This window comes from Oceanobacillus sp. CAU 1775, from assembly GCF_054482815.1.
On record NZ_JBTLRO010000003.1, the window covers coordinates 151,161 to 176,782 of the forward strand.

Below are 25,622 nucleotides of genomic sequence, written 5' to 3' on the forward strand. Positions count from 1 at the left end.
TCATAACCGGTTATATTAATTTAAGATATTATTCATTTTCATAGCTCTTAATTAATTCATCAATCAGTGACCCCACATAGTCAACTGCAATTTTGATTGGTTCTGTTGTAGACATATCTACGCCAGCTTTTTTGATTAGCTCTAGCGGCTTCATTGTGCCACCAGCTTTTAGGACATCTAACCAACGATCAACTGCAGGTTGTCCTTCTTCTTTAATTGCTTGTGCTACAGCTGTAGAAACTGTTAAACCAGCAGAGTATGTGTATGGATATAGTCCCATATAATAATGTTGCTGTCTCATCCATGTTAAGCCAACACCTTCATCATACGTAACTTCATCTCCCCAGAAGGATTGAATCGTTTCTAGCTTTTGTTTCGTAAGCACATCTGCTGTTAATGGAACACCTTGCTCCGCTAACTCGTATACTCTACGTTGTAATTCACCTTCTAAAAGATGTGTAATGAAATTATGATGGTATGTGCCAAGCAATTGAGTGATTACCCAACGCTTCATTCTGACATCATCTGTTTTTTCCATTAAATGTTCCGCTAGAAGTAATTCGTTAATTGTTGATGGTCCTTCTACAAAATAAGTAGATGGGCGCGTATTTAGTAAGGGTTGATTTTTCCCTGCCAGATAGAAGTGTCCAGCATGTCCCATTTCATGTGCAAGTACAAAAGCACCACGCATTGTATCTGTCCAAGTGATTAAGATATACGGGTGAACACCATATGGGCTTGAACAAAATGCCCCATTTGCTTTCCCAATATTATCTGAACGATCAACCCAGCCTTCATGGATTGATTTCTTCATAATCTCACTATATTCTGGCCCCATAACTTCTAGTGAAGATAAAATCGTCTCCGTAGCTTCCTCATACGTCACATGTGGATTGAAATTAGGATCTAATGGTGCTTTTAAATCCGAATAATGTAACTCATCTAAACCTAATAATCTCTTTTTAAGCTTCGCATATCTTCTCATATGTGGTGCTAGCTCTTTTTGAATAACATCTAGTTGATTATGGTACATTTCTTGTGTTACCTGCTGAGGAGCTAAAAGCATATCTGTTACAGATGAATAATTTCTTAGTTTAGACATTGTAACTTGCTTGGAAACCTCTGTTGAGTAAACAGCTGCAAATGTATTTTTATATTGGTTAAGTGTATTTGTGAAAGATTCATAGGCATTTCTTCTAGTAGTTGTATCTGCCGCAAATTCATAGCGATCCTCATAAAGAGCTTCAGACATTGGCAATACATTACCTTCACTATCTTTGATTTCTGCAAACTGCATATCAGAAGTTTTTGCTCTCTGATAGATTTTATGTGGAGCTCCGTGAACTTCACTTAAAGCTGCCAAAGTCTGCTCGATATCAGGCGCTAATTTATGTTCTTTTTCTTCGACAACATCTTGAAGTACCTTTTTATATTTTTCTAATTCTGGGTTGTCTTGCATGAATTGAGTAACTTTCTCTTCCGTTAAGTCATTTAATTCAGATTGGAAGAAAGAAAGTTTCGCACTAATTTTTGCTAAGACACTAGATACTCTGGCTGCATCTCTTTGATTACTTGAATCAGATCCGTCGCCACTAAGCTTTAAGTTCGCGTAAACTGCAACTCGAACCATTTTTTCATTATAAGCTTCCATTTCTTTAATAGCCTCAAGCACGGTAGAAGCATTTTCTAGCACTCTACCTTTATATTGCAATACCTTATCTGCTTCGGCTTCAATCGTTTCTAAGCCCTTCTCCCAGTCAGCATAATTCGCAAATAAATCACTAAGGTTCCACATCTGCTCTGCTGGAACGTCTGCACGACCAAGAAGTTTTGCTGTATTTGTCGTCATATAAATCCCCCTATAGATAATTATTTCGGTACTCTAAGTAATTATAATACAAACATTTAAAGAATGATACAACTTTTCAGATAAAATAGATTTGATAATCTTTGGAGTTTCACACGGTAGATATGTCTTCAAAATCGCAATCGTCTGTAATGGTGCAGCAAATGAGTGACTACAACTATAGTCATCCAAAATACTTCTATATAAAAATACACAAAAAAAGACAGCTAAAATTGGTAGCTGCCAAAGAGAGAAATATGGTGTTGTAATACAGATAGATACAAAGTTTAAGTGACAGTTAACTAAATAAACAAATGTGAGTACTGCAATTAGATTGCAGGGTGATCACAGTCATCACAGATATTGCCATAGCAATCTGCTTTTTCAACGATATCATGACCGCATTTGTTACATTTCTTCTTCGGTAAGTTCTTGAAAAACTCGACTAATCCAAGCATGTGATTCCTCCTCAGCTGTTTATAAGTTATTTTGTTATTAAAGTCATTGTATTATAACAGTATGTATTTTGTCAACACTGTGTTACAACATTTTATCTAAATAGTTTTTAAATAATCGGATAAGTGAAACGATAAACTGTACTATATCAGGGCTTAAAGTACTTTTTCCTTACATTTTTATTGATTAAAGATTTTTTTTACATTAAACTACTATTAGAAGTTATACGAGGAGGAACCTACATGAAGTTTATAGACAATAAAGGTATTACAGATCCCATGGTTAACTTAGCACTTGAAGAGTATGTTTTGGAAAACTTCGGTGAAACTGATTCATACTTACTTTTCTATATAAATCAGCCTTCGATTATTATTGGACGTAATCAAAATACGATTGAAGAAGTTAACACGAATTATGTAGAAGAAAATAATATTAAAGTCGTCCGTCGCTTATCTGGTGGGGGAGCAGTTTATCACGATGAACAGAATTTGAATTTTAGTTTTATTACCAAGGACGATGGTGATAGTTTTCAAAACTTTAAAAAGTTTACACAGCCGATCGTTGACGCATTAAATGACAAGGGTGTACCTGCAGAAATGCAAGGACGAAATGACATTGTTGTAGATGGTCGCAAGATTTCTGGAAATGCAATGTTTTCTACAAAAGGTCGTCTATTTAGTCACGGTACGCTAATGTTGAACTCTGCAATTGAAGAACTTTCAAAAGCATTAAAAGTGAATAAGCTTAAAATTGAGTCAAAAGGTATCAAGTCTGTGCGAAGTCGCGTTGCGAATATAAATGAATTTCTAGAAGAAAAAATTACGATGGAAGAATTTAAAGAAATGATTTTAAAGCATGTTTTCAACGTGGAAGATATTAAAGATGTTCCTGAATACGTTTTAACTCAAGAAGATTGGGATAAAATTTATGAGATTTCTAAAAATCGTTACCAAGATTGGAAATGGAATTATGGTAAATCTCCATCATTCAACATTCAAGAATCACATAAATTCCCTGCTGGACTAGTAGACGTCCGTTTAAATGTAAAGAATGGAATAATAGAAGATGCAACAATATTTGGCGACTTTTTCGGTGTAGGTAATATTGTTGATTTAGAAAAGAAACTAATTGGATTACGTCATGACCGCAAAGCAATTGAAGAAGCTCTAGAGGATTTCCCAGTATCTCATTATCTTGGAAAAATCACAAAAGAAGATTTCATCAATTTAATCTACTAAAAATATAAAAAGTAAAGCTCAGGAAATTTAATTCTTGAGCTTTACTTTTTTAATTTTGTGTATGTTAAAACCTATTATTGAGATTTGACACTTTAAAAATAAGAAGTGTAAATTGAGCTTCGGAAATATACGTAGACTCCAGCGGGATGGAAGGCAACGGTGAGACCCCGCAAGTCGCTTGCGACTGAGGAGGCTCACCAGCCGCCCGCGGAAAGCGGAGTATATTTCCGAAGCGGGTTTGTTCTCATAATAAAATGGAACTTTAAAATAGCATTATTTTTAGAAAATCATTAATAATTTTCTTATAATTTCCTTTTTTCACTTTCTTTTTAACTAGGACTTTGCTAATATATATTTAAGCCACTTTCCCTGACATAGAAGGGAATAAATAAAATGAAAAGACTTACGTTTACAAGTGCTCATGAAGTCACACCACTAACGATGGCAATTATTGCTAGCCGGGACGAAGGAGGCAGGGCTGTAAGTTATATTTTAGAAGAAACCACCGAATACATCAGCAATAACCCCCCAAGTAAACTCATCGATGAAGCATGTAAATTTTTTGGTTCAAGCCTACGCGGCAGACAAGAAGGAACGCGTGACATATCAGGCCTAACCCATAAAGTGCCTGTATCAATAGACCCCGCGAGCGGTATGTACTTTTTCCCTACGTCCTCGCCGACTAGCCCAAGATGTTCCTGGATTGCTCACTCCCACATTGATAAAATCAACCGATTAAAAGAAGGACGAACAGAAGTAATATTTAAAAATGGTAAGAAAATAAAGTTGGATATTTCCTATGGTTCCATGTTGAATCAAGTGCGTCGCACCGCACAATTCCGCTTTCTACTCGACAATCGCATCAGATTTATTAAGAACCAAATCGATTTTGAAGTTTTAGAAGAGATGTAGGTTTCTAACCTTCTTTTTGATGGTTCCTAACTTTAAATAATTGCTCTTGAATAATTGTTTCTACTTTTTTTCGGATGGCTGGGTTGAAGAAATTGCGCTTTTCTTCTCTTCCTTGGCATAAGAAAAGAAAGGAGGAAAAAGAATCATTTTTATTTAAGGTGACTACATCAATTCTTTGCTTTTTCATTTCCTTTCTTAAATTTCTGCGCTCATCTAAGGATAGAGATTCCATATCTCGTAATAGCTCCATATAAGGCTCTTTAATTTTAAAAGATCCTTGTTCCACATGCTTGATATCCTGCCTGATGACAACGATAGCCATGGAAAGAAAAAGAAAGCGTGAGGCAATTGCGTATTCCTCTTCCGTTAAAAATCGCATCATGAACTCTCCCTCTCTACAGAACGTATGTTTCTATTATAGGTTAAAAATGAAAAAAATACTACAATAAAATATAATAAAAGGGAAAGTGGCAAATTTTGCATTGTTTTACTAGGCATTTTTAGTCGAATACTTTAAAATAAAAGAAATTGCGTAATGTAACTGAGGAGCATAGAGCTAAATGTATATTCACACCATCACGTTTCAAAATTGGCGAACAGAATTAAATGAAAATGGTTATGATGCATTTATTCAACAATTATTAGATCAGTATGAAGGACTTGGGCCATTGCCAGGAATTTTATTTCCTTTTATTGAAGCTTTTTTGCCTTTCTTACCTTTAATCGTTTTTGTTCTGGCGAATGCCGCTGCATACGGATTACTGGAAGGCTTTCTCTATTCATGGGTTGGTGCAAGTGTCGGGGCAGTTGCTGTATTCTTCATCATCCGAAGATTAGGAAACGTAGCATGGGTGCAAAATAAAGTTAAGAGTAATAAACAAGTTATTCGAATTACAGGTTGGGTGGAGCGCCACGGATTTGGTCCGTTGTTTCTATTATTATGCTTTCCGTTTTCTCCTTCTGCGATCATAAATGTTGTTGCTGGACTATCAAGAGTTAGTACGCAACAATTTATTTTGGCAGTATTGTTAGGGAAAGCAGTGATGATTTTCTCTATTTCCTATGTGGGATCGTCGATTATGGAGTTTGCTCAGAATCCAATGAAAACCATTGTAGTGTTGGTGAGCGTAGGATTGTTCTGGATTATCGGTAAGTATTTAGAGAAACGACTCCAAAAAAGAGTCTATGAAAAAAATTACCCGAATATGGATAAAGAGAATACAATAAAACGTTAGGATAGAGCTTTTATCTCTGCTAAGATGGAGATAGAAGCTCTATTTTATAAGAAAACAATATTATTTAATTATACGAAATTAACACTTCATACATAGAACACATAGAAGGAGGGGTTTGTTATGGGGATTCGGTTTATTACTGGTCGTTCAGGGACAGAGAAAAGTCAGGTTATTCTGGATGAAATTAAAGAAAAACTAGAAGAAAATCCAATCGGAGCACCAATTTTTTATATCGTACCTGACCAAATGACCTTCCAACAAGAGCGGGCCTTATTTACGGATAAAGGTATTCAAGGAAGTATTCGGGCGCAAGTAGCTAACTTCTCAAGACTAGCTTGGAGAATTTTACAAGAAGTTGGGGGAGGTACGCGTCAATTTATAAGCTCTGTCGGTATTCAAATGATGCTAAAAAAAATAATTGAAGAGAAACAAGGGGACTGGCTCACTTTTAAAAAGGCGCTTGAAAAACAGGGATTCTTAAAACAACTCGAGCAAATCATTACCGAGTTCAAACGCTATCAAATCACACCAGAACTTCTGCAACTTGAGTTAGACCATATGAATAAATTCGTCCATAAAGAAGCGATGGAAGTCTCTTTGGAAAAGAAAATCACTGATTTACTTTATATATATAATAAACTAACTGAAAATCTAGCAAATCAGTATATCGATAGTGAAGATCAGCTTCAACTGCTTGCAGAAAAAATTCCACAATCAAGTTATTTAGAGAATGCAGAGATTTACCTAGATGGCTTCCATCAGTTCACTCCAAATGAACTATCTGTAGTTGAAACGCTATTAAAGAAATGCAAAACAGTGACAATTTCTTTAACGGTTGATAACCCAGGTGAGGTCGGTGGAGAACTTGATCTGTTTTACCAAACAAAAGAAACCTATCTTCGTTTGCAAGAAATTGCTGAAGAGAACGGTATTCCGAACGAGGAGCATCTCGTTATTCAACCAGAAACAAGTCGTTTTAAAGATCGGCCATATTTTGTGCATTTAGAAAAGTATTTTGATGTTCATCCAGCACCAGCATATGAGGGCGACGTTCCAATAGAAATTGCTGAAGCTGTACATCCAAGAGCTGAGGTTGAAGGAGTAGCACAAGAAATATTACGACTTACTAGGGAAGAAAATTATCGTTACCGTGATATTGCTATTTTAATGCGAGAATCAGATGTTTATCATGACTTAATTAAAACAGTTTTTACCGACCATGACATTCCAGTATTCTTGGATGAAAAGAAATCGATGTTAAATCATCCATTTATTGAATTTATCCGTTCGGTGTTTGATGTTGTTGAAGGTAACTGGCGTTATGATGCTGTGTTTCGAGTGCTAAAAACAGGCTTCATTCCACCAACAGATGAAGAATACCCATTAACGAGCGATGCCATTGATGAGTTGGAAAATTATATTCTTGAATATGGGATACGAAGAAGAGATCGTTGGTTTAGTGATGAAGAATGGAAGTTTCAACGTTTTCGTGGTTTTGAAGGAGCAGGACAAACAGATACAGAAAAAGAAACACAAGATAGAATCAATGCTTATCGTAGACAAGTAGTTCATGCACTCCAGCCTTTTGACGAAGCGATTCGTGAAGCGCAAACAATTCGTGAACAAAGCGAGATTTTATTTAACCTTTTCGAACAAGTAGAAGCACCAACTTGCTTGGAATCATTTAGAAAATATCATGATGATAAAGGTGAAATCGAAAAAGGCCGAGAGCAGCAACAAGTATGGACAGCTGTCATTCAAGTGCTTGATGAATTTGTGCAAATGGCAGGCGAGGAAAAAATGGAGCTAGACGTATTTCGCGCGGCTCTCCAAGCAGGACTTGAAACGCTGGAATTCTCGCACGTACCACCAAGTATGGACCATGTCATCGTTGGTACAATTGACCGTTCAAGAATAGGTGGAGTAGGTGTTGCTTTCTTGCTCGGAGTAAATGATGGGGTTTGGCCAATGAAACCGCCAGCAGAAAGTATCATTAATGAAAGTGAAAGAGAGTTATTAGAAAAAAATGGAATACGACTGGCAGAGAGTAGTGTCCGTCAGTTATTAGATGATAACTTTTATATGTATCTTGCCTTCACGGTCGCAAGGGATGCACTAAAAATTAGCTATCCTTTAAGTGATGAAGAGGGTAAAGCAAAAATGCCTTCACAACTCATTAAGCGAATGGAAGACTTTTTCCCAGTAACAAGAGAGCATGCTCTCTTGCAAGATCCTGATGAGCTTGTAGAAGCAAAACGTTTCATTACGACACCAACAAAAACAAGATCTGCATTAAGTGCACAACTTGCTCGCCATCTGAGGGGCTATCCTTTAGACGAAGTATGGTGGGATGTGCTGAATTGGTACATGACAAATGAACCGAAAAATAGTACGACCTATCATGTTTTACAAGGTTTATATTATCAAAATAGACCAATTGATTTATCTGATGAAGTAATTGAGGAACTTTATCCAAAACAAGTTAAAGCTAGTGTGAGTAGATTAGAGACTTATTATCGTTGCTCCTACCAGCACTTTGCAAAATATAGCTTGAACTTGGATGAGCGTAAAACATATAAATTAGATGCTCCAGATATTGGGCAGCTCTTCCATGAAGCATTAAGAGTTATTACGGAATGGGTGCAGCATGAGGGGAGAGACTTCTCGCAACTCACTCAAAAAGACTCTAGTGCTTACGCAAATCGAGCAATAGGAACACTCGCACCAATTTTACAACATCAAATTTTGCATAGTTCGAACAGATATAAATATATTCAAAAGAAACTGCAGGAAATTATTGCCCGAGCAACATTTATTTTAAGTGAACAAGCAAGGCAAAGTAATTTCTCACCAGTCGGGCTCGAGCTAGGATTTGGCGATGGAGGCAAGCTCCAACCTCTTACAATGAAATTACCAAATGGTTTTGAATTAGTTTTGAGAGGGCGAATTGATCGGGTGGATAAAGCAATTAATCAAGAAGAATTATATCTAAGAATCATTGACTATAAATCAAGTGCGCGAGGATTAAGTTTACTTGATGTTTATTATGGACTAGCTTTACAAATGTTAACTTATTTAAATGTCGTTATTTCTCAATCAGAAGCATGGTTAGGTGTAAAAGCAACCCCAGCTGGCGTGCTTTATTTCCATGTGCATAATCCAATGGTTACAGATAAGCCAGATATGGATCTTTCTGAAATCGATGAAGAGATTTTTAAGAAATATAAAATGCAAGGTCTTTTGCTTTCCAATCCACAAGTTGTTCAAATGATGGACACCTCGTTAAGTTCAGGAAGAAGTGATATTCTCCCAGCTGGTTTTAAGAAAGATGGCAGCTTTTTCAGTAATTCTAGTGTGGCTGGTCCCGAAACGTTTGAACATCTTCAAGACTATATGAAGCAGCTTATCCAACAGGCTGGCATTGAAATAACGAACGGAGTTGTAAAATTAAACCCGTTTCAACATAAGCAACAGACGGCTTGTACCTATTGTCCATTCCTATCTGTATGTCAATTTGATACGGGACTTGAAGAGAATAATTTCCATCATTTAAAAGATATGAAAGATAATGAAGTACTAGAGAAGATTGCTAGAAGGGAGGAGAGCTAATGGTACAGTGGACAGCAGAACAAGAGCAAGCAATATATACATCTGGTAGTAATATTTTAGTTGCGGCAGCTGCTGGATCAGGAAAAACAGCAGTGCTCGTGGAAAGAATTATTCAAAAACTTTTAAACAAATCTGATCCTGTTGATATTGATTCCTTACTAGTTGTTACCTTTACAAATGCAGCAGCACAGGAAATGCGAAACCGTGTTGGAATCGCATTGGAGAAAGCACTTGCAGCTGATCCTAAATCAAATCATTTAAAAAAACAACTATCCTTGCTACAGAAAGCTTCGATCTCTACTTTGCACTCCTTCTGTTTAGAAGTTGTAAAAGAGTATGCGTACTTACTTGATATCGATCCAAGCTTCCGAATAGCGAACGAGATGGAAGTAGACTTATTCAAACAAGATGTACTCGATGATTTATTTGAAGAATGGTATGGCGCTGAGGATGAAAGTGCCGATGAATTCTTTGCAGTGGTAGACCGCTTTTCAAACGATCGAAGTGATGTAGCTGTAGAGTCTCTCATTTTAGATTTATACACTTTTTCCGTTCAAAATCCTTTCCCAGAAAAATGGTTAGATAGCTTAGCAACCGTTTATAATATTCCAGAAAATTGGGAGGAAAATGAACTGCAATTCCTAGATATCTTAAAGGTTGAAGTGAATAACCAGTTTATTGCTCTAAAAGGACAAATGGAAAAAGCAATGGAGATTGCTAGAGAAACCGATGGACCATATGAATATATAACGACAATTGAGCAAGATTTAGAAGGTTTAAGACTTGCAGAAGAAAAAGCTACTTCTTGGCAAGAACTGCAAGAGTATATGAGTGCTTATAAGTTCGCACGGCTTTCTTCAAAGAAAATGGAATGTAACGAAGATAAGAAACAGAAAGTAAGAAAAATGCGTGATGGCTACAAAGATAATTGGAATAAAATGAAAAATAACTACTTTAACCGTGCATTAGAAAATCATTTACAAGACATGCGAGAATTATATCCAGTTATTAAAAAGCTGACAGAGTTAGTGAAGGAATTTAACAAAGGATACTCAGAGTTAAAAAAGGAAAAAGCAGTCATTGATTTCTCTGACTTAGAACATTTTTGCCTCCAGTTATTATTGGATGAAAATGCGAAAGAAAACGAGCTTGTTCCATCGAATGTCGCTATCAACTTTCAAAATAAATTTAATGAAGTATTAGTCGATGAGTATCAAGATACAAACCTTGTTCAAGAAACGATTATCCAGCTTGTAAGTCTACAAGAAGGACCAGGCAATACATTTATGGTAGGCGATGTGAAACAAAGTGTTTATCGTTTCAGACATGCAGAGCCGAATTTATTTATTGAAAAATATAAACGATTTGCCGAACCTGATGATCCAGGCGTCAGAATTGATTTGGCACGTAACTTCCGAAGTAGAGAAGAAGTTTTAGTTGGTGCAAATTATATTTTCAGACAGGTACTTGATGAAGGCTTGGGCGAGATTTCATATGACGCTGATGCCGAACTCATTTATGGAAATAAAGGCTATGATGACTTGCCACTAAAAGATGCCGAGACGGAACTCATCATAATAGATCGAGAGAAAGCTGAAGAGCATTTACCAGAAGATGAAGAAATGGAAAGCTTTGAAGATCTTGAGAAAGCACAGGTCGAAGCCCGAGCATATGCAGAGAAAATTAAACAATGGATTGGAAAAAAAGATGGAAAAGACGGACTCACTGTTATCGATAAAGAAACAGGTAGACAGCGTCCAACACAGTACCGTGACATCGTCATCTTAATGCGTTCGATGACATGGGCACCAACGATTGTCGATGAATTGAAAAAGCAAGGAATTCCTGTTTATGCTGAAGTTGCTGTCGGATATTTTGAAGCGATTGAAATTAAGATCATGATGAGTTTCTTAAAAATTATTGATAATCCCAGACAAGATATCCCATTAGCATCCATTCTACGTTCACCAATTGTAGGTTTTAATGAAGATGAACTTAGTAGAATTCGCATCAAAAATCGAACGGGAAGTTTTTATGAAGCATTAAAGCAATATGAAAAAGAAGAAACCAATGAAGTTGCAGATAGAATTAAGGACTTTCTTGATAAATTCGAAGCCTTTCGAGTTGCAGCACGTGAGGGAGCATTGTCTGATTTAATCTGGGATATTTATCGTGAGACAGGATATTATGACTTTGTTGGTGGGATGCCAGGTGGAAGACAACGCCAAGCAAATTTACGTGCATTATATGATCGTTCGAGAGCATATGAAGCAACAACCTTCCGAGGTCTATTCCGTTTCTTAAGATTCATTGAAAGAATGGAAGAACGCGGGGATGATCTAGGAGCAGCTAGAGCATTAAGTGAGCAGGAAGATGTTGTTCGAATCATGACGATTCATAAAAGTAAAGGTTTGGAGTTCCCAATTGTTATCTTGGGTGCGATGGATAAAGAGTTTAACTTTATGGATTTAAAGCGAAAATATTTACTCCATAAGGATGAAGGCTTTGCAACGAAATTTATCGATCCAATCAAGCGAATATCCTATACGACACTCTATTTTGAGGCTGTAAAAAGACAGATGCTCCGTGAACAGCTAGCTGAAGAAATGCGGGTTCTATACGTTGCATTGACACGCGCCAAGGAAAAACTCGTCATGATCGGAAGTGTCAATTCAGCGGAGAAAAAACTAGAGAAATGGGAACAAATAGTAGACCATACCGATTGGGTGATGCCCGAGCATTATCGTGTCGGCGTGAAGAGTTATATGGATTGGGTAGCACCTGCATTAATACGTCATGAACAAAGTGAAATACTCAGACCAGAAACAGATGTTGAAGAAATGGTTCCTTTAGAGATCCGTGCTGACCGTTCACAGTGGGAAGTATCAATTATTCATGCGAGTGAGCTAACAAATTTAGAAACGACGAGTCAAGATGAAAACACTCAATTGAAAGCACATCTTTCTGCTTGGGAACCCGTGCCAGTCCATGCATCTGAAACGACTGATTTTGTAAAAACGAGATTTGACTATGAATACCCTTATCGTGAAGCAACCCTTACACGTGCAAAACAAACAGTAACAGAAATAAAAAGACAAAAAGAGAAACTAGATGAATACAGTAGTAGTCAGTTAATAGGAGATTACAAGCCACCTATTATCGAAAGGCCAAACTTCCTACAAAAGGAAAAAACACTGACAGCTGCAGAAAAAGGAACGGCTCTGCATGGAGTAATGCAACATATTCCATTGGATAAAGCTTTAACAGAGGAAGAAGTTCTTGAATTTATTGAAGAGCTGGTAATCAAAGAGATTTTGACAAGAGAAGCAGCTGATTCTGTTGATGTTTCAGCAATTGTAGCGTTCTATCAAACACCGGTTGCAAAATATATTAGAGAACAAAAAGAAGTCTATCGCGAACTTCCATTCAGTCTCACACTAAAAGCTGAAGAAATCTACCCTGACTTCTCAGGTGATAAGGAAGAGGAAGTACTAATCCAAGGTGTAATCGACTGCTTGATCCCTAAGGACGACGGCTGGATTATACTTGATTACAAGACAGATACGATCACGGAGGAAATTACACCAAAGCTAGAAGAAAAACTTATCAAGCGTTACCAAGTACAACTAGCGCTATACAAAGAAGCAATCGAGAAAATCTGGAAGCAACCAGTAAAAGATACTTATCTCTATTTCTTCTCAAAACAGCTATTAGTCAAAGTCCCAACAGAAGATTAACACACGAACAACATGTAAATAACTCGCCCACTCGAATATAGGGCGAGTTATTTACTTTAAATTAGCGTGGGGATGTGCTAAATCGTCGCTCCGAAAAAAATATGCTTCGCTTTCCGCGGGCTCGCGATATGCTTCCTCGGAAGAAAACCACTTCCTGCGGGATCATATCGTCTTCGCTTTCCCGCTGGAGTCTACGCATATTTTTTTCTTCGCTATGTTTTGCTCACTAAGTAAAATTGATTTATTAAATAAATAGCTATTATTTACCTAATCCAGAAAATGCATAAGTCTATTAACAATTTAACTACAATCATGATGTGTAACTACTAAATAGTAATCGAAAAGCATATTATAAATATTTAATGGGAGTAGCCTCGATGCACCGAAGACTCCTACGGGATTAGAGTCTAGATGAGACCCCGCAGGGCGATAGCCCGAGGAGGCTCATCAGACGCCCGTGGAAAAGCGAAGGTGCATCGGGGGTACGGACTTCCATTAAGGAGTTACCCACGCTGATTTAAAGTAATCATCAATTTACTAAACTAAGAATTTATAATTGAGCTATGCAGGGATTTATTGATGGGGTAGCGAATTAGGAAATATATGAATGAAAAGAAGGATGCGAAGGTTTATGGAAAACGGACGGGCACCGATTAAAGAGAAAAATAGAATCGTTTGGATTGATATTATTAGAGGCTTTGCCATATTAGGTATTTTTGTTGTTAATATTGGTGCTTTTTCAGCGCCATATTTTATGTATGGTGGAAGTGAAGCAGCATGGCCTGCTCCAGTCGATCAATTCATGCTGTTTTTTATTGATGTATTTTTCCAAGGAAGCTTCTATACATTATTCTCTATCCTGTTTGGTTTCAGCTGGCAAATGATGAAAGATAGACTCGTTATTAGAGATAAGAATATTGTTCCATTTCTATTTCGCAGACAACTTGCTTTAGTCGGAATTGGATTAGCACATGCATTTTTAATTTGGCACGGAGATATTTTATTATCGTATGGATTAGTTGGTATGCTTCTACTATTATTTATTGAAGTAAAGGACCGTAATCTACTAATTTGGGCTATAATATTATTAGGTGGAAGTGTTGCGTTTATAAGCTTTGGACTATACCAGGTTCGCTTTATCATTGGCGGCGCAGACTACCAAATGATTAACCGAGCAGTTGAGAACTATTCTAGCTTTAACCCTATTCGAATCCTTGGTCAAAATGCACATGATTGGTCAATGATGAATAGTGGAATTGCATTTATTTTCCTAATTGTAATTTTACTACCGCTCTTTCTATTTGGTGCATATATCGCTCGAAAAGGGTGGTTGCATAAGCCTGCAGAGCATCAAGATTTATTATGGCGTATTTTACAAATTTCATTTTTCGTCTTTATATTTTTAAAAATAGGTCCATATGTATTCGATAATCCTTTATGGTTTTCTTATATTCAAGATAATATAGGTGGAACTGCTTCAGCTGTCTTTTATATCGTCCTTCTCACAATTATTTCTCAGTACCGAATCGGTTTGAAGATCCTCGGTCCTTTAAAATATGTTGGTAGGATGGCACTGAGTAATTATATTCTACAATCAATCTTTTGTTTTATTCTTTTTTACGGATTTGGTTTGTATCATCGAGTTTCTCCAACGTTATCTTTACTTATCGTAATTCTGTTTTTCGTTTTGCAAATCGTTCTAAGCAAGAAGTGGTTAGAAAAGTATCATTTCGGTCCTTTAGAATGGGTTTTACGCAGCTTAAGCTATAAAAAGAAACAAAGCTTTCGAAGAGAACCTAGAGAGGAGCAGAAGTTATGAAAAGACGAGAATTAGAGCGTGAGGGTAAAAGTTGGGTTGCTGAAGGAATTATAACAGAGGAGCAGCTTGAAAAAATCCTAAAAAGAAAAGAGAATGATAATCCAAATTATATTATTATTCTTTTTGCTGTGTTACTTACTGGGCTCGGATTTTTGACATTCATTATGAGTGATTGGGCAAGAGAACAACATATTTCACGGGTTATCATTATCATTGCAGTAACGCTTTTCCTTTATATTTTAGGTGATGTTTTATATAGAAAACGCGGGGATTTATTTGGTGTAAGTTTTATCGTGCTAGGTTATATCGTATTTGGTACAGGTATGTTACTAGTCATAGATATTTATAATATATCTGTTTATACTTCTTGGCCATTTATTATATGGACGATTGTAGGTCTTGGGCTTTATTATATTTATCGACATATTCTCGTATTTGCTGTCGCGATTATTGTGAACACGTTTGGCCAATTATATAGTGGGATGGCACATCTTGATTCGAACTGGTTCCTCCTATTATTCATTGTTTTAGGATTCGGTTATTTTATTTTCAAAGAGAAGAACGCGATTTATAGTTACTTCTTTGCAATTGGTGTTGTGATTCAAATGATTGTTGTTACTAATACAGCGTTTGATGCTTTTTATTACTATATTATTTTGATTTTTCCATTGTACTTAATAAGCATGGTAATAAAAGAGGATTCGATTCGTTTACCACTGAAATACATTAGCCTCGCTGCCATATTTATCTTTGGGATGTTTCAAACATTTATGCTCCAAGAGAATTGGTTTACTGATGAAGTGACGTTCGAATTCACCTTTTTCATTATTTGGTTAATCTTTTTTATCACAGGAATTACTTTCAAGCTGAAAGAGAAGCGACCAGAAGAGTTGATCGAATTGGTATTATTCTTACCGATTGTGTATCTACCTATAGCGTATTTAATCGGTCTCATTAGTTTATTTGTCTTTTCACTCGGTTGGATATTTGTAGGTTATTTAAAAAACAAACAACAGTACATCATGCTAGGAACAGGTGCTTTTCTCTTTAGTACGTTTACCGCGTATGTTCAATTTGCTTGGGATGCAATTGATCGTTCTCTATTCTTTTTCATAGGTGGAATCCTTCTCTTTGTTATTAGTTTTATTATCGAAAGACAGCGAAGACAGCTTTCCAACTTGAATAAAGGAAGTGAAGGAGAATGAAGCGTATAACTTTATATAGCTTACTCATTGTCCAAGCGATTGTGCTGTTACTTTTAGGTTCTCAGCATTATTTAACGGATTCCTATGGGCAGGAAGTCAAATTAGAAGTACGGCCACAAGATTATGCTAAATATAATGAATATCCAGGCTCCCTCTATATAGATTATAAAATTAATACACTTTCCTCGGATGTTTGGGAAATTGATGAGGAAATGAATTATGGTGAGAGGGTCTATGTCGTATTGACCCCTGATGAAGATGGGATATATGAAGCGGTAAAGGCTACAAAAGAAAAACCTCAAATTAGTGAAAACCAAGTGATTTTAAATGGACATTTTCAATATATGGATTCTAATCGGAAAACATATCACGTAAATTATGATATTGAGGAAGTCAATAACAAATTCAAAGGAGAGGAGTTACGTTCGAAAAAACCTTTGGTAGTAACTGTGAAGATTGCTCCTTGGGGTCATAAGTCAGTTGTGCAAATTGGTAATGATTAATCTCTCCATTGTTACTTTATAAATGATTTCTTTAGTTTTACATGGTATGATATGCTGGAAGATTGAAATACTCTAAGATTATGAGGAGGAAATTGAATTATGCTTCATATGCACGTTACGTCATGGATTGTCGGACTAATCCTATTATTAGTTGCTTTATTCCTTTACAAACAAAATAGTGAAAAGGGCGCAAAAATCGTCCATATGGTATTACGATTATTTTACCTATTAATTCTCTTTACTGGAGGATACCTTTTATTCGACGTCTACATTGCGAACTTCTCCATGCCAATGGGCGCAGAGGCAATTACAAAAGGCTTAGCTGGAATTTGGTTAATTGCTGCAATGGAAATGCTCTTAGTTAAAACGAAAAAAGGAAAGCCAGTTACAGGAATATGGATTCAATTAATACTTGCGTTCGTAATTGTATTAGTACTCGGTTACTTCCGCTTACCACTATAATTTAACGAATAGTAAAGGCTGTCTCGGTCGAGATGGTCTTTTTTCTCGTTATGTAGGAAATTATAATAATTATATATTCTGGTTAAAGTAAGCAATAAAGCCACGTCCGGCTCCAGCGCCCAGCGACTATCAAACTTCACACTTCTCCACTACGATAAGTCAACATCGGTTCGTACCTCACCGTGTTTCCTTTATCTCATTGCGAAGTGCTCCAGTTTGTACGTCGCTAAACGGGCGCTTACGCCTTTGCATCAGGATAAAATTTTGAAGTTTTTCCAACAATACTAGTAATAGCATTGACTAAATGATTTTATAAGGAATAATAGGACAAGGATATTAATTTAATTAATGGGGGATACATATGAAAAGAAACGTTATATCAGTCGGGATAGCAATACTTGCTTTCTTCATATATACAATGCCAATTTTTGCAGAGTCAAACCAAATTAAAGATGAAATGTTGTATGAAATTATTGTAGATCGTTTTAACAACGGAAACTATGAAATTGATGACAATATGGAAATTGACAATCCAAAAGCATACCAAGGTGGAGATATAGAAGGGGTACGTTTAAAACTTGATGAGCTAAGTACATTGGGAGTTTCAACCCTCACACTATCACCAATTATGAAAAATGCTGAACAAGGTTTTCATGGTTATTGGATAGAAGATTTCACTGAAATTAATCCAAATTTCGGTTCGATGGAAGAATTAAACACATTAATTGAAGAAGCACATAAAAGAGATATCAAGATTGTACTTGAATTCGTGACAAATTATGTAGCGAAGAGCCATCCAATCGTAACGGATGCAACAAAAGCTGACTGGGTTTTAACGGATCAAGTAGATGGAGCGGATTGGACAGAAGAGGTTGTACAGCTTGACCAGGATAATCCAGAGGTACAAGCGTTTCTACTAGAAGCGGCGACATATTGGTTAGAAGAAACTGAAATTGATGGTTTCACACTCCATGCAGTTGATCAATCTTCATTAGATTTTTTAGAAATGTTTACAGAGACTTTAAAAGCAGAGCATGATATCTATTTACTAGGTGATATCTTTGTAGACTCTGATAATATGGCTGAAATTTTAGAAAGAACTTCACTAGATGCTATTGATAATAATGCATTAGGTCAATTAATTGCAGAAACATTTAGCGAACCCGACCAGCCAGTTAGTAATATCTTTGATGCTTCCGTACAAGCGATGGAATATCCAAGTCTTGTAGGAGTAGACAATAAATATTCAAAACGTTTTAGCCAGAAGTTTGCTGAAAACGGCAGAAATGCATTGACAACATGGACGCTCGCATTAACTTATATGTATACAACTCCAGGAACACCTTTGATTTTACAAGGTTCTGAAGTGAGCATGTATGGGGAAGATGCAGAAGGTTCACAAAGACTTGTTCCCTTCATGAGTGGGGACCCAGATATTAAAGAATTCTTTGACCGCATTTCTTCGCTCCGTTCAGAATTCCCAGCGCTTCGCCAGGGAGACTTTGAATTGGTTGAAGACTCGGTTTCCATGCTTGTCTTTAAACGTACACTAGATGATGAAACATTGTATGTTGCGATCAATAATGGTAGTGAATCAAATTACACAGATATAACTGATATTCCTACAGATAAAATGCTCCGAGGCTATTTGGGCGATAATATTGTTCGTGCAAATGAAGAAAATAATCACCGTATCGGGATTCCGCGTGAGTCTGTAGAAGTATTTGAAGTAGTTGATGAAGAAGGATTTAACTGGACAATCATTCTAATGGTAGCCGGTATAATGTTTATCTTCGTTGCAGGAGTTATCTATCTATCAATTAAACAAAAAAGAGATGAAGCGAAAGATAATCAATAAGACTTCGTTTAAGATATTAGGATCTAAAAGTGTGAACATAAAAAAACGGTATTGAGCATGTTACAATGTGCTCAATGCCGTTTTAAATTGTTAATTTTGGAATTGTTTTTTTGAAACAGTGAACCACATCAGGATAACCCCGATACTTAATATTGAAGCAGCTACTACCAAACTTTCTATATAATATGGAATCGTATAAAGAGCTGTCCATTCGGATAAAGCTTGAAAGAATAATAATAATTCATTATATAAAAATCCTATGAAGAAGACAGTAAAACTGACAGATGCATACTTTGTTGTTTTAGTAATATCAAGCATTTGATATTGCGTCAGAATGAAAATACTGATGAACCCTAATAATGTTAAATGCAAGTAACCTATAATGACACTTCTTGTAGAATTAACAAGGCTTGCAAGCTCAGGAAAAATCAAACCAAGCTCCATCGTACTTTTTCCTAAAAATAAGCCGAACGAAATAATTAACATGATCCAAGTTAATTTAGCTAATCGATTTCTTAACGGTTTAATTGTATCTTTAAGGGCAAAGAGTATAAGAATGACCGAAACCCATTGTAAAATGCTTCCGATTGTTGCAAATAACGCAACCGTCGCTCCCAAATCCGCCCATAATACAGAAAGTAAATAACTAGGGAAGAGAGCAATGAAGTAAAGCCAGAACCCAATGTTTAAAAGTTTCGTATGAAAGCTAAGTTTATGATTAGATAAGTAGATTACAAACATTCCAATTAAAAATAGACTAAGCCACCCATTGTATTGGAAATGCAGATAAAAATATATTGCCATTTCATAAATCGGATGATCTTTTAAACCCATCATCGAAGTTGCAGCAAGTGTATAAGGTCCAATGGATGAAATAATCAAAGCAAGAAGTGCACCAATTATATATCGCTTTGCGACAATCGGAATCACAATATGTTTCAACTGTTTCATGATATAGATTGCCGCCCAATATTCGATAAAGATATGTATGGTTGATAAACCAATCGAAAAGACTCCATAGCCTTCAAAGATAAATGCAAAGAACATTAGCAATGAACTAGTAAATAAACTGAATAAAATCCAATACATTTGTTTCTTGGAAGTTAGTTTATTCCAATATGTACGGAGGAATAGAATAAATGCAGCAATAAATATCCACCCTAATAGTGCGAGATGTGAGTGAGCATGTAGTACATTATCATAATCAATCGTAGAACTAGGCGAGATAAAATAATAGCGCATCCAAGTGCCAGATAATGCAGTGAGTAAGAAAAAGAAAAAGGTAGCATGTATATATTTTTTCATCCGTAGTTACCTCCAAACGATAGCCTTTCTTTCATCATGAGGGATAACCGCTTTCTACTCTATGCATTTAAGAAAAAGTTGAAAAACTTTAAAATCTTTATGACGTATTTTATAACAAATGATGGGAAAATAACGGCAGAAAAAAAAGGCTAGCTAGCTTTAAAAGCTAATTTGCCTAAATGTAAGAAATTAGTTCGGTTTGTTTGAGAAATATAATCCAAGTGTGCCTGGACCAACGTGTGCACCGATTACTGCACCAATCATTTCAATAACGATATCATCTTTAGCTACACCATGCTTATCTTGAATCATTTGCGATAGTGCTTCAGCTCTTTTAATGTCGTCTCCATGGCTTATACCAATAGTTTGATTGGTAAAGTCAGTTCCGCGCTCTTCCATCAATTCGAGCATACGACTTAAAACTTTTTTCGAACCGCGAATTTTTTCAATTGGAACGAGTTTACCATTCTCAACGTTTAAGATAGGTTTAATATTGAGTAAACCACCAACAAAAGCAGATGCTTTGCTTACGCGACCACCACGTTGAAGATACTCAAGATCATCAACTGTGAAAATATGTTCCATATGTTCAGCTTGATAATTAACTGCTTCAATTACTTCGTCAACACTTGCGCCACCTTTAGCAAGTTTTGCAGCATGAAGAACAACAAGTCCATATCCCATGGAAGCACATCTTGAATCAATTACATGAATTGGTGCATCTGGATAGTCTGCTTTTATCATATCTTCCATAATCTTTGCGCTTTGATATGTACCAGAAAGCTCAGATGATAGAGAGATATAAATAAGTGGTTCATTTTTTTCAGCGTACTCTGTGAAAATAGATTTAAAAGCCTCAGGTACAGGCTGTGATGTCTTGGCTGTTTTCCCGTTTCTAAGTTCATCATAAATCGTCTTAGCTTGAATTTCGATTACGTCTGCAAAGGCTTTATCATCAATATGGACATTTAAAGGTATCATTTCAATACTGTATTCGCTATAATGTCCGTTTGATAAATCACTAGCAGAATCTGCAACTATTTTTACATTCATTTCTTTCACTTCCAATCTTGAATTTGCTATACTTCTTATAGTTTAAAGCTAGAAACGGATTTAGTCAAAAAATATTTCAAAAGTTAAGAATTCTATAAGGAATTAGGAGGACAAATAATGTTTTATATGGAAGCAAAACGAATAATCGTAGTAATTATCGGCGCGCTCCTCAATGCAATCTCTTTGAACTTTTTCCTCATTGCAGCTAATGTATATGCTAGTGGGTTTGCTGGAGCCGCCCAACTTTTATCAAGTGTTTTTAATGATTTTATTGGTATTAGTCTTGGTACAGGTATTATTTTATTAGTACTAAATATTCCTGTATTTATACTAGGCTGGTTCAAGGTCGGGCGTGGCTTTACGATTTATAGTATTATATCAGTAGGATTTACAACTCTATTTTTAGAGCTCATGCCTGTCATTGCATTATCGAATGATATTATATTAAACGCAGTATTTGGTGGAGTAATAGCTGGTGCCGGTGTAGGAATTTCTTTAAAAATCGGTGCTTCAACAGGTGGAATGGACATCGTAGCGATGGTGCTCTCACGTCTAAACGATAAACCGGTGGGCTTTTATTTTATGGCGTTAAACTCTGTTATTATTGCTTTAGCAGGAATTTTATACTTGCCAGAAAATGCGCTTTATACTTTAATTACACTCTATGTTACAACGAGAATCATTGATATGATTCATACAAGTCATGTAAAACTTACGGTAATGATAATTACGGAAAAAGCAGAAATACTGCAGAAAGCTATTCATGATAAATTTGTGCGTGGGATTACAATTCTTCCGGCCAAAGGTGCTTATACAAAAACAGAAAAAAACATGCTGTACCTTGTGCTTACGAGATATGAATTATATGATTTGGAAAAAATAATTACAGAAACTGATCCGAAAGCGTTCACGAATGTCGTGCAAACAAATAATGTATTTGGGTCATTTAGAAGGGATTAATTAGATTGCGATTTAAAATATTTTTGTTAGTTTTATTCACGTTCTTACTCGTTGCTTGTGGAGATACAAACGAAGTAGATGTACAAGATGAAGTTGAAAGTACGGTATCTTTCCGTAGCATGGATATTCAAGTGGAAGACAATACTTTCACTCTCGTTGGTGAAGTGAATACAGATGAAGATGAATTCTATTACGAAATAAAGCAAGGGGAAGAAGTAATCACTGAAGAAACAGCTGTAGAAGTTGTGAAAGAAGAGAGTCGCTGGGTAAGTTTTGAGATCAGCGAAGAAATTCCAGAAGATGCATTCGATGGGGAAGATGCCCCGATTATTACCTTATATGGAAAGAATGAATCTGGAGAAGTTGTAAATCCTAACTATATTCCAGTCGACATTGGGATTAGATAGGCGGAAGCTAGCGAAAAACTTTTTAATTTTTATCATATCTGATAAGATTAAAGATAGTATGAACAGAGGGAGTGTGTGTAAATGGCAATTCGTATGGAGGGTACTCCAAATCCAAATGCTAGAAAATTTACTACAGACAAATTAATTTTTGAAGGTACAGAAAGTCATTCACTAATGCCAGGAAATACAAGTGAACACGAAATTCTAAATGAGTTAATGAAGATTGAAGGCGTGGACAACGTTTTTGGTTATCAAAACTTTGTTACTGTTAATAAATTCTTTGACGTAGACTGGGACGTTCTAGCTCCTAAAGTCATCGAACTACTTGAGAAACAAGGATATTAATATACATATAAGCGTGGCACCTGATTTGTAGGATGCCACGCTTATTTTTTTGGGTTTGATGAGTGTTGTTTGCTTATCGGTCGATTAAACAGGGCAATCGATATTTGTCGACCGATAGATTGGATTTATCGGCTATCAAAATGCAGGAAGCGTAATTTGTCGACCGATAGATTGGGTTTATCGGCTATCAAAATGCAGGAAGCGTAATTTGTCGACCGATAGATTAGGTTTATCGGCCATCAAAATGCAGGAAGCGTAATTTGTCGACCGATAGATTGGGTTTATCGGCCATCAAAATGCGGGAAGTGCGATTTGTCGACCGATAAATTGGGTTTATCGGCTATCAAAATGCAGGAAGCGTAATTTGTCGACCGATAGATTGAGTTTATCGGCCATCAAAATACAGAAAGCAAAATTTGTTGACCGATAGACAGAGTTTATCGGTCAACAAAATGTAGAAAGTAAAATTTGTCGGCCAATAGAATGGGTTTATCGGTCATCAAACTGAAGAAAACTTAGCTTATTGACCGATTGAAACATTCTTCCTCCCAAACCCAGACCGACAACACACAATCATCAAAATTCAACCAACCAAAAACCTAAAACCCACCCAAACTATCCTTCTCTGCTTCTTCTTTTTTCCTTGCTTTATCAGTAAATGCTTTTCGCTTTTCTTGTAGTGGTGAGGCGTATGTCTCGTTTAATGCTTCTTTGACGGTCGGTTTTCTTGAAGTATTAGATTCCTTCAATTCTCACACCTCCTTAAAAATAAAAAAGAGTATACATCATAATGACGTATACCCTTAGTATGAGTTGTTATTTAATTTTTATCCGAATGATCTAGCGTTAAGCTTTAGGTAATCTTTTAAGAATAGGCCGATTCCATCCTCTTCGTTCGTGCCAGTTGTATACTTGGCAATCGACTTCAATTCATCGATTCCATTATCCATAGCAACACCAACACCAGCATAATCAATCATTTCAAGGTCGTTATCTTCATCACCAAATGCGATAACGCGATCTACAGGAATATCGAAATAATAAGCAATTTTATCGACCCCTACAGCCTTGTTCATCCCTTTTTTAATGATTTCAATGACATTCCATGGTGCTCCCCATTTACGATGCTCGATTACTTCAGCATGATAATCATCCAGATGGTCTCTTAATTGACCGACTTGATTTTCATCAGGATAAACCAGAATTGAAGTTGGATCTGTGTCTAATTTTTGTTTTAAATTACCGATTGTGTATACAGGTTCATCTTCCATTTGACCAAGAAAATTGATAATTTTCTCGTTATAAGAGTCAAGGTACAGATCATCCATCACTTCAGCTAAAATATTATTGACACTTAAATCATAACAAGCGTCGATAATTTTATGTGCTGTACGGATTGGCATTGGATTATGTAATGCATCCCAATTGCGATTTGTCGGGTGATGAATCAATGCTCCATTAAAGTTAACCATTGGAGTATCTAATCCTAGTTCATGATAATAATTAATACTTGCTCTGTGTGGACGCCCAGTAGAAATAATTAATATATGGCCTTCCTCTTTTGCTTGCATGAGAATATCCATCGTATAAGGGCTGATTTTCTTTTCATCTGTTAAAAGTGTACCATCTAAATCTAATGCTATTAAATGTCTTTCTTTTGTCATAATTTCACCTCATTACAGCTTAGTGTATAAGTAAAAGTGAGGAAAGTAAAGTATTTCACATGTAATTTAACGTATACTTAATATCTATGGAAAAGGGAAAAATGCATCTCAAATAAAAGTGTTCGTTGTGGAAAGATTTTCAAAAAATAGGTAGGATAACGATAGAGGTGATTGTGATGATAGGAGTTACAAAAGAAAAAGTCGGTAATATTCCGAGTCTTGTTGTCGTTGATGCAGAAAAGAAACAAGATGGGCTTCCAGTGGTTATCTTTTTCCACGGATTCACAAGTGCAAAAGAACATAACCTTCCCATTGCATTTTTGCTTGCTGAAAAAGGCTACCGCGTCGTTCTTCCAGATAGTGAACTACATGGTGAAAGGGAAAAGGACATATCTGAACTTAAAAAACAAATTTCATTCTGGGACATCGTTCTTAGAAATGTGAAAGAACTTGAAGAAATAAAAAATGACTTAGAAAAAAATGGACTTATTTTAAATAATCGTATAGGTGTTGCAGGTACAAGTATGGGCGGGATTACAACGACCGCTGCACTAACACAATATGAATGGATTAAATCTGCAGTAGTGTTGATGGGGTCACCGAAAATTACTACCTTCGCAAAAACACTTGTTGCTAGCTTTAAAAAAGAAGGAGATTTACCTGTAACAGATGAGCAAATTGAAGCGCTATACGATGAACTGAAGCGAAGTGACTTATCTTTACAACCGGAAAAACTGAATGAGCGTCCACTCTTATTTTGGCATGGACAAAAAGATTCTGTTGTTCCCTTCGATCATTCATTTACATTTTATGATGAAGTGAAAGAAAAATATAAGAACCAAGAAGATATCCAATTTATTAGTGAAAAAAATACCGACCACAAAGTAAGTAGACCGGCAATATTAGCGCTTGTGAACTGGTTTGAAAAGTATTTATAAATTGTGAGCGCGCAAGAGTTGTTAACATTTTGTTACTATATTTATGTATTGCAGAGAATATAAAGTTTGT

Annotated in this window: 21 protein-coding genes; 14 read left to right on the forward strand and 7 right to left on the reverse strand. The window is 36.1% G+C overall.

What is annotated here, in order from left to right; translation table 11 throughout:
- Nucleotides 1-28: 28 nt before the first annotated feature.
- Entirely contained in the window at nucleotides 29-1,849 is a 1,821-nt protein-coding gene (gene pepF / locus ACXYMZ_RS06885; protein ID WP_458947646.1) for an oligoendopeptidase F, read from the reverse strand.
- A gap of 326 nt (nucleotides 1,850-2,175) precedes the next feature.
- A complete protein-coding gene (gene yhfH, locus ACXYMZ_RS06890; protein WP_458947647.1) occupies nucleotides 2,176-2,304 on the reverse strand; it encodes a protein YhfH in 129 nt (42 codons plus the stop codon).
- Between the two features lie 240 nt (nucleotides 2,305-2,544).
- On the opposite strand from yhfH, the gene ACXYMZ_RS06895 reads away from it, so the two are divergent.
- Nucleotides 2,545-3,540, forward strand: a complete 996-nt coding sequence (locus ACXYMZ_RS06895) for a lipoate--protein ligase (RefSeq protein ID WP_458947648.1) — start codon at nucleotides 2,545-2,547, stop codon at nucleotides 3,538-3,540.
- Nucleotides 3,541-3,933: 393 nt separating this feature from the next.
- On the forward strand, nucleotides 3,934-4,452 hold the full coding sequence (locus ACXYMZ_RS06900) for a competence protein ComK (RefSeq protein WP_458947649.1): 519 nt from the start codon (nucleotides 3,934-3,936) through the stop codon (nucleotides 4,450-4,452).
- A gap of 4 nt (nucleotides 4,453-4,456) precedes the next feature.
- Here ACXYMZ_RS06900 and ACXYMZ_RS06905 read toward each other — a convergent pair whose 3' ends face one another.
- On the reverse strand, nucleotides 4,457-4,831 hold the full coding sequence (locus ACXYMZ_RS06905; protein ID WP_458947650.1) for a hypothetical protein: 375 nt from the start codon (nucleotides 4,829-4,831) through the stop codon (nucleotides 4,457-4,459).
- Between the two features lie 181 nt (nucleotides 4,832-5,012).
- Between ACXYMZ_RS06905 and ACXYMZ_RS06910 the strand changes: the two genes are divergently transcribed.
- The 8 genes from ACXYMZ_RS06910 (at nucleotide 5,013) to ACXYMZ_RS06945 (ending at nucleotide 18,880) form a co-directional block, all read left to right on the forward strand.
- Nucleotides 5,013-5,687 (forward strand): TVP38/TMEM64 family protein, encoded by a 675-nt coding sequence (locus ACXYMZ_RS06910; RefSeq protein ID WP_458947651.1) that lies wholly within the window; start codon nucleotides 5,013-5,015, stop codon nucleotides 5,685-5,687.
- 120 nt (nucleotides 5,688-5,807) lie between these two features.
- Complete coding sequence (gene addB, locus ACXYMZ_RS06915) at nucleotides 5,808-9,296, forward strand: helicase-exonuclease AddAB subunit AddB (protein WP_458947652.1); 3,489 nt, start codon at nucleotides 5,808-5,810, stop codon at nucleotides 9,294-9,296.
- Nucleotides 9,296-13,033, forward strand: coding sequence for a helicase-exonuclease AddAB subunit AddA (addA, locus tag ACXYMZ_RS06920; RefSeq protein WP_458947653.1), 3,738 nt, complete (start codon nucleotides 9,296-9,298; stop codon nucleotides 13,031-13,033). Before addB ends, addA begins: the two co-directional genes overlap by 1 nt.
- A gap of 631 nt (nucleotides 13,034-13,664) precedes the next feature.
- Entirely contained in the window at nucleotides 13,665-14,852 is a 1,188-nt protein-coding gene (locus ACXYMZ_RS06925; protein WP_458947654.1) for a DUF418 domain-containing protein, read from the forward strand.
- The gene (locus ACXYMZ_RS06930) at nucleotides 14,849-16,057 is read left to right on the forward strand and encodes a DUF2157 domain-containing protein (protein ID WP_458947655.1); all 1,209 of its coding nucleotides are present in this window, start codon (nucleotides 14,849-14,851) and stop codon (nucleotides 16,055-16,057) included. The genes ACXYMZ_RS06925 and ACXYMZ_RS06930 overlap by 4 nt, the downstream gene beginning before the upstream one ends.
- The gene (locus ACXYMZ_RS06935; RefSeq protein WP_458947656.1) at nucleotides 16,054-16,560 is read left to right on the forward strand and encodes a GDYXXLXY domain-containing protein; all 507 of its coding nucleotides are present in this window, start codon (nucleotides 16,054-16,056) and stop codon (nucleotides 16,558-16,560) included. The genes ACXYMZ_RS06930 and ACXYMZ_RS06935 overlap by 4 nt, the downstream gene beginning before the upstream one ends.
- 99 nt (nucleotides 16,561-16,659) lie before the next feature.
- Nucleotides 16,660-17,022 (forward strand): YisL family protein, encoded by a 363-nt coding sequence (locus ACXYMZ_RS06940; RefSeq protein ID WP_458947657.1) that lies wholly within the window; start codon nucleotides 16,660-16,662, stop codon nucleotides 17,020-17,022.
- Between the two features lie 361 nt (nucleotides 17,023-17,383).
- Complete coding sequence (locus tag ACXYMZ_RS06945) at nucleotides 17,384-18,880, forward strand: alpha-amylase family glycosyl hydrolase (protein WP_458947658.1); 1,497 nt, start codon at nucleotides 17,384-17,386, stop codon at nucleotides 18,878-18,880.
- A gap of 90 nt (nucleotides 18,881-18,970) precedes the next feature.
- On the opposite strand, the gene ACXYMZ_RS06950 is transcribed toward ACXYMZ_RS06945, so the two are convergent.
- Together ACXYMZ_RS06950 and ACXYMZ_RS06955 are read right to left on the reverse strand one after the other, a co-directional pair.
- Entirely contained in the window at nucleotides 18,971-20,185 is a 1,215-nt protein-coding gene (locus ACXYMZ_RS06950) for a hypothetical protein (RefSeq protein ID WP_458947659.1), read from the reverse strand.
- A 189-nt stretch (nucleotides 20,186-20,374) separates the two neighbouring features.
- Nucleotides 20,375-21,238 (reverse strand): DegV family protein, encoded by an 864-nt coding sequence (locus ACXYMZ_RS06955; protein WP_458947660.1) that lies wholly within the window; start codon nucleotides 21,236-21,238, stop codon nucleotides 20,375-20,377.
- Between the two features lie 117 nt (nucleotides 21,239-21,355).
- Here ACXYMZ_RS06955 and ACXYMZ_RS06960 point away from each other — a divergent pair, with 117 nt between their 5' ends.
- The 3 genes from ACXYMZ_RS06960 (at nucleotide 21,356) to ACXYMZ_RS06970 (ending at nucleotide 22,950) form a co-directional block, all read left to right on the forward strand.
- Entirely contained in the window at nucleotides 21,356-22,198 is an 843-nt protein-coding gene (locus ACXYMZ_RS06960) for a YitT family protein (protein WP_458947661.1), read from the forward strand.
- A gap of 23 nt (nucleotides 22,199-22,221) precedes the next feature.
- The gene (locus ACXYMZ_RS06965) at nucleotides 22,222-22,605 is read left to right on the forward strand and encodes a hypothetical protein (protein WP_458947662.1); all 384 of its coding nucleotides are present in this window, start codon (nucleotides 22,222-22,224) and stop codon (nucleotides 22,603-22,605) included.
- Between the two features lie 81 nt (nucleotides 22,606-22,686).
- A complete protein-coding gene (locus ACXYMZ_RS06970) occupies nucleotides 22,687-22,950 on the forward strand; it encodes a NifU N-terminal domain-containing protein (protein ID WP_458947663.1) in 264 nt (87 codons plus the stop codon).
- Nucleotides 22,951-23,549: 599 nt separating this feature from the next.
- On the opposite strand, the gene ACXYMZ_RS06975 is transcribed toward ACXYMZ_RS06970, so the two are convergent.
- Nucleotides 23,550-23,699 carry a hypothetical protein gene (locus tag ACXYMZ_RS06975; RefSeq protein WP_458947664.1) on the reverse strand — a complete coding sequence of 50 codons (150 nt, stop codon included), beginning with the start codon at nucleotides 23,697-23,699 and terminating at the stop codon, nucleotides 23,550-23,552.
- 78 nt (nucleotides 23,700-23,777) lie between these two features.
- Nucleotides 23,778-24,614 carry a Cof-type HAD-IIB family hydrolase gene (locus tag ACXYMZ_RS06980; protein WP_458947665.1) on the reverse strand — a complete coding sequence of 279 codons (837 nt, stop codon included), beginning with the start codon at nucleotides 24,612-24,614 and terminating at the stop codon, nucleotides 23,778-23,780.
- 176 nt (nucleotides 24,615-24,790) lie between these two features.
- Here ACXYMZ_RS06980 and ACXYMZ_RS06985 point away from each other — a divergent pair, with 176 nt between their 5' ends.
- Nucleotides 24,791-25,552: an alpha/beta fold hydrolase gene (locus ACXYMZ_RS06985; protein WP_458947831.1), complete on the forward strand. Its 762-nt coding sequence runs from the start codon at nucleotides 24,791-24,793 to the stop codon at nucleotides 25,550-25,552.
- Nucleotides 25,553-25,622: the final 70 nt, after the last annotated feature.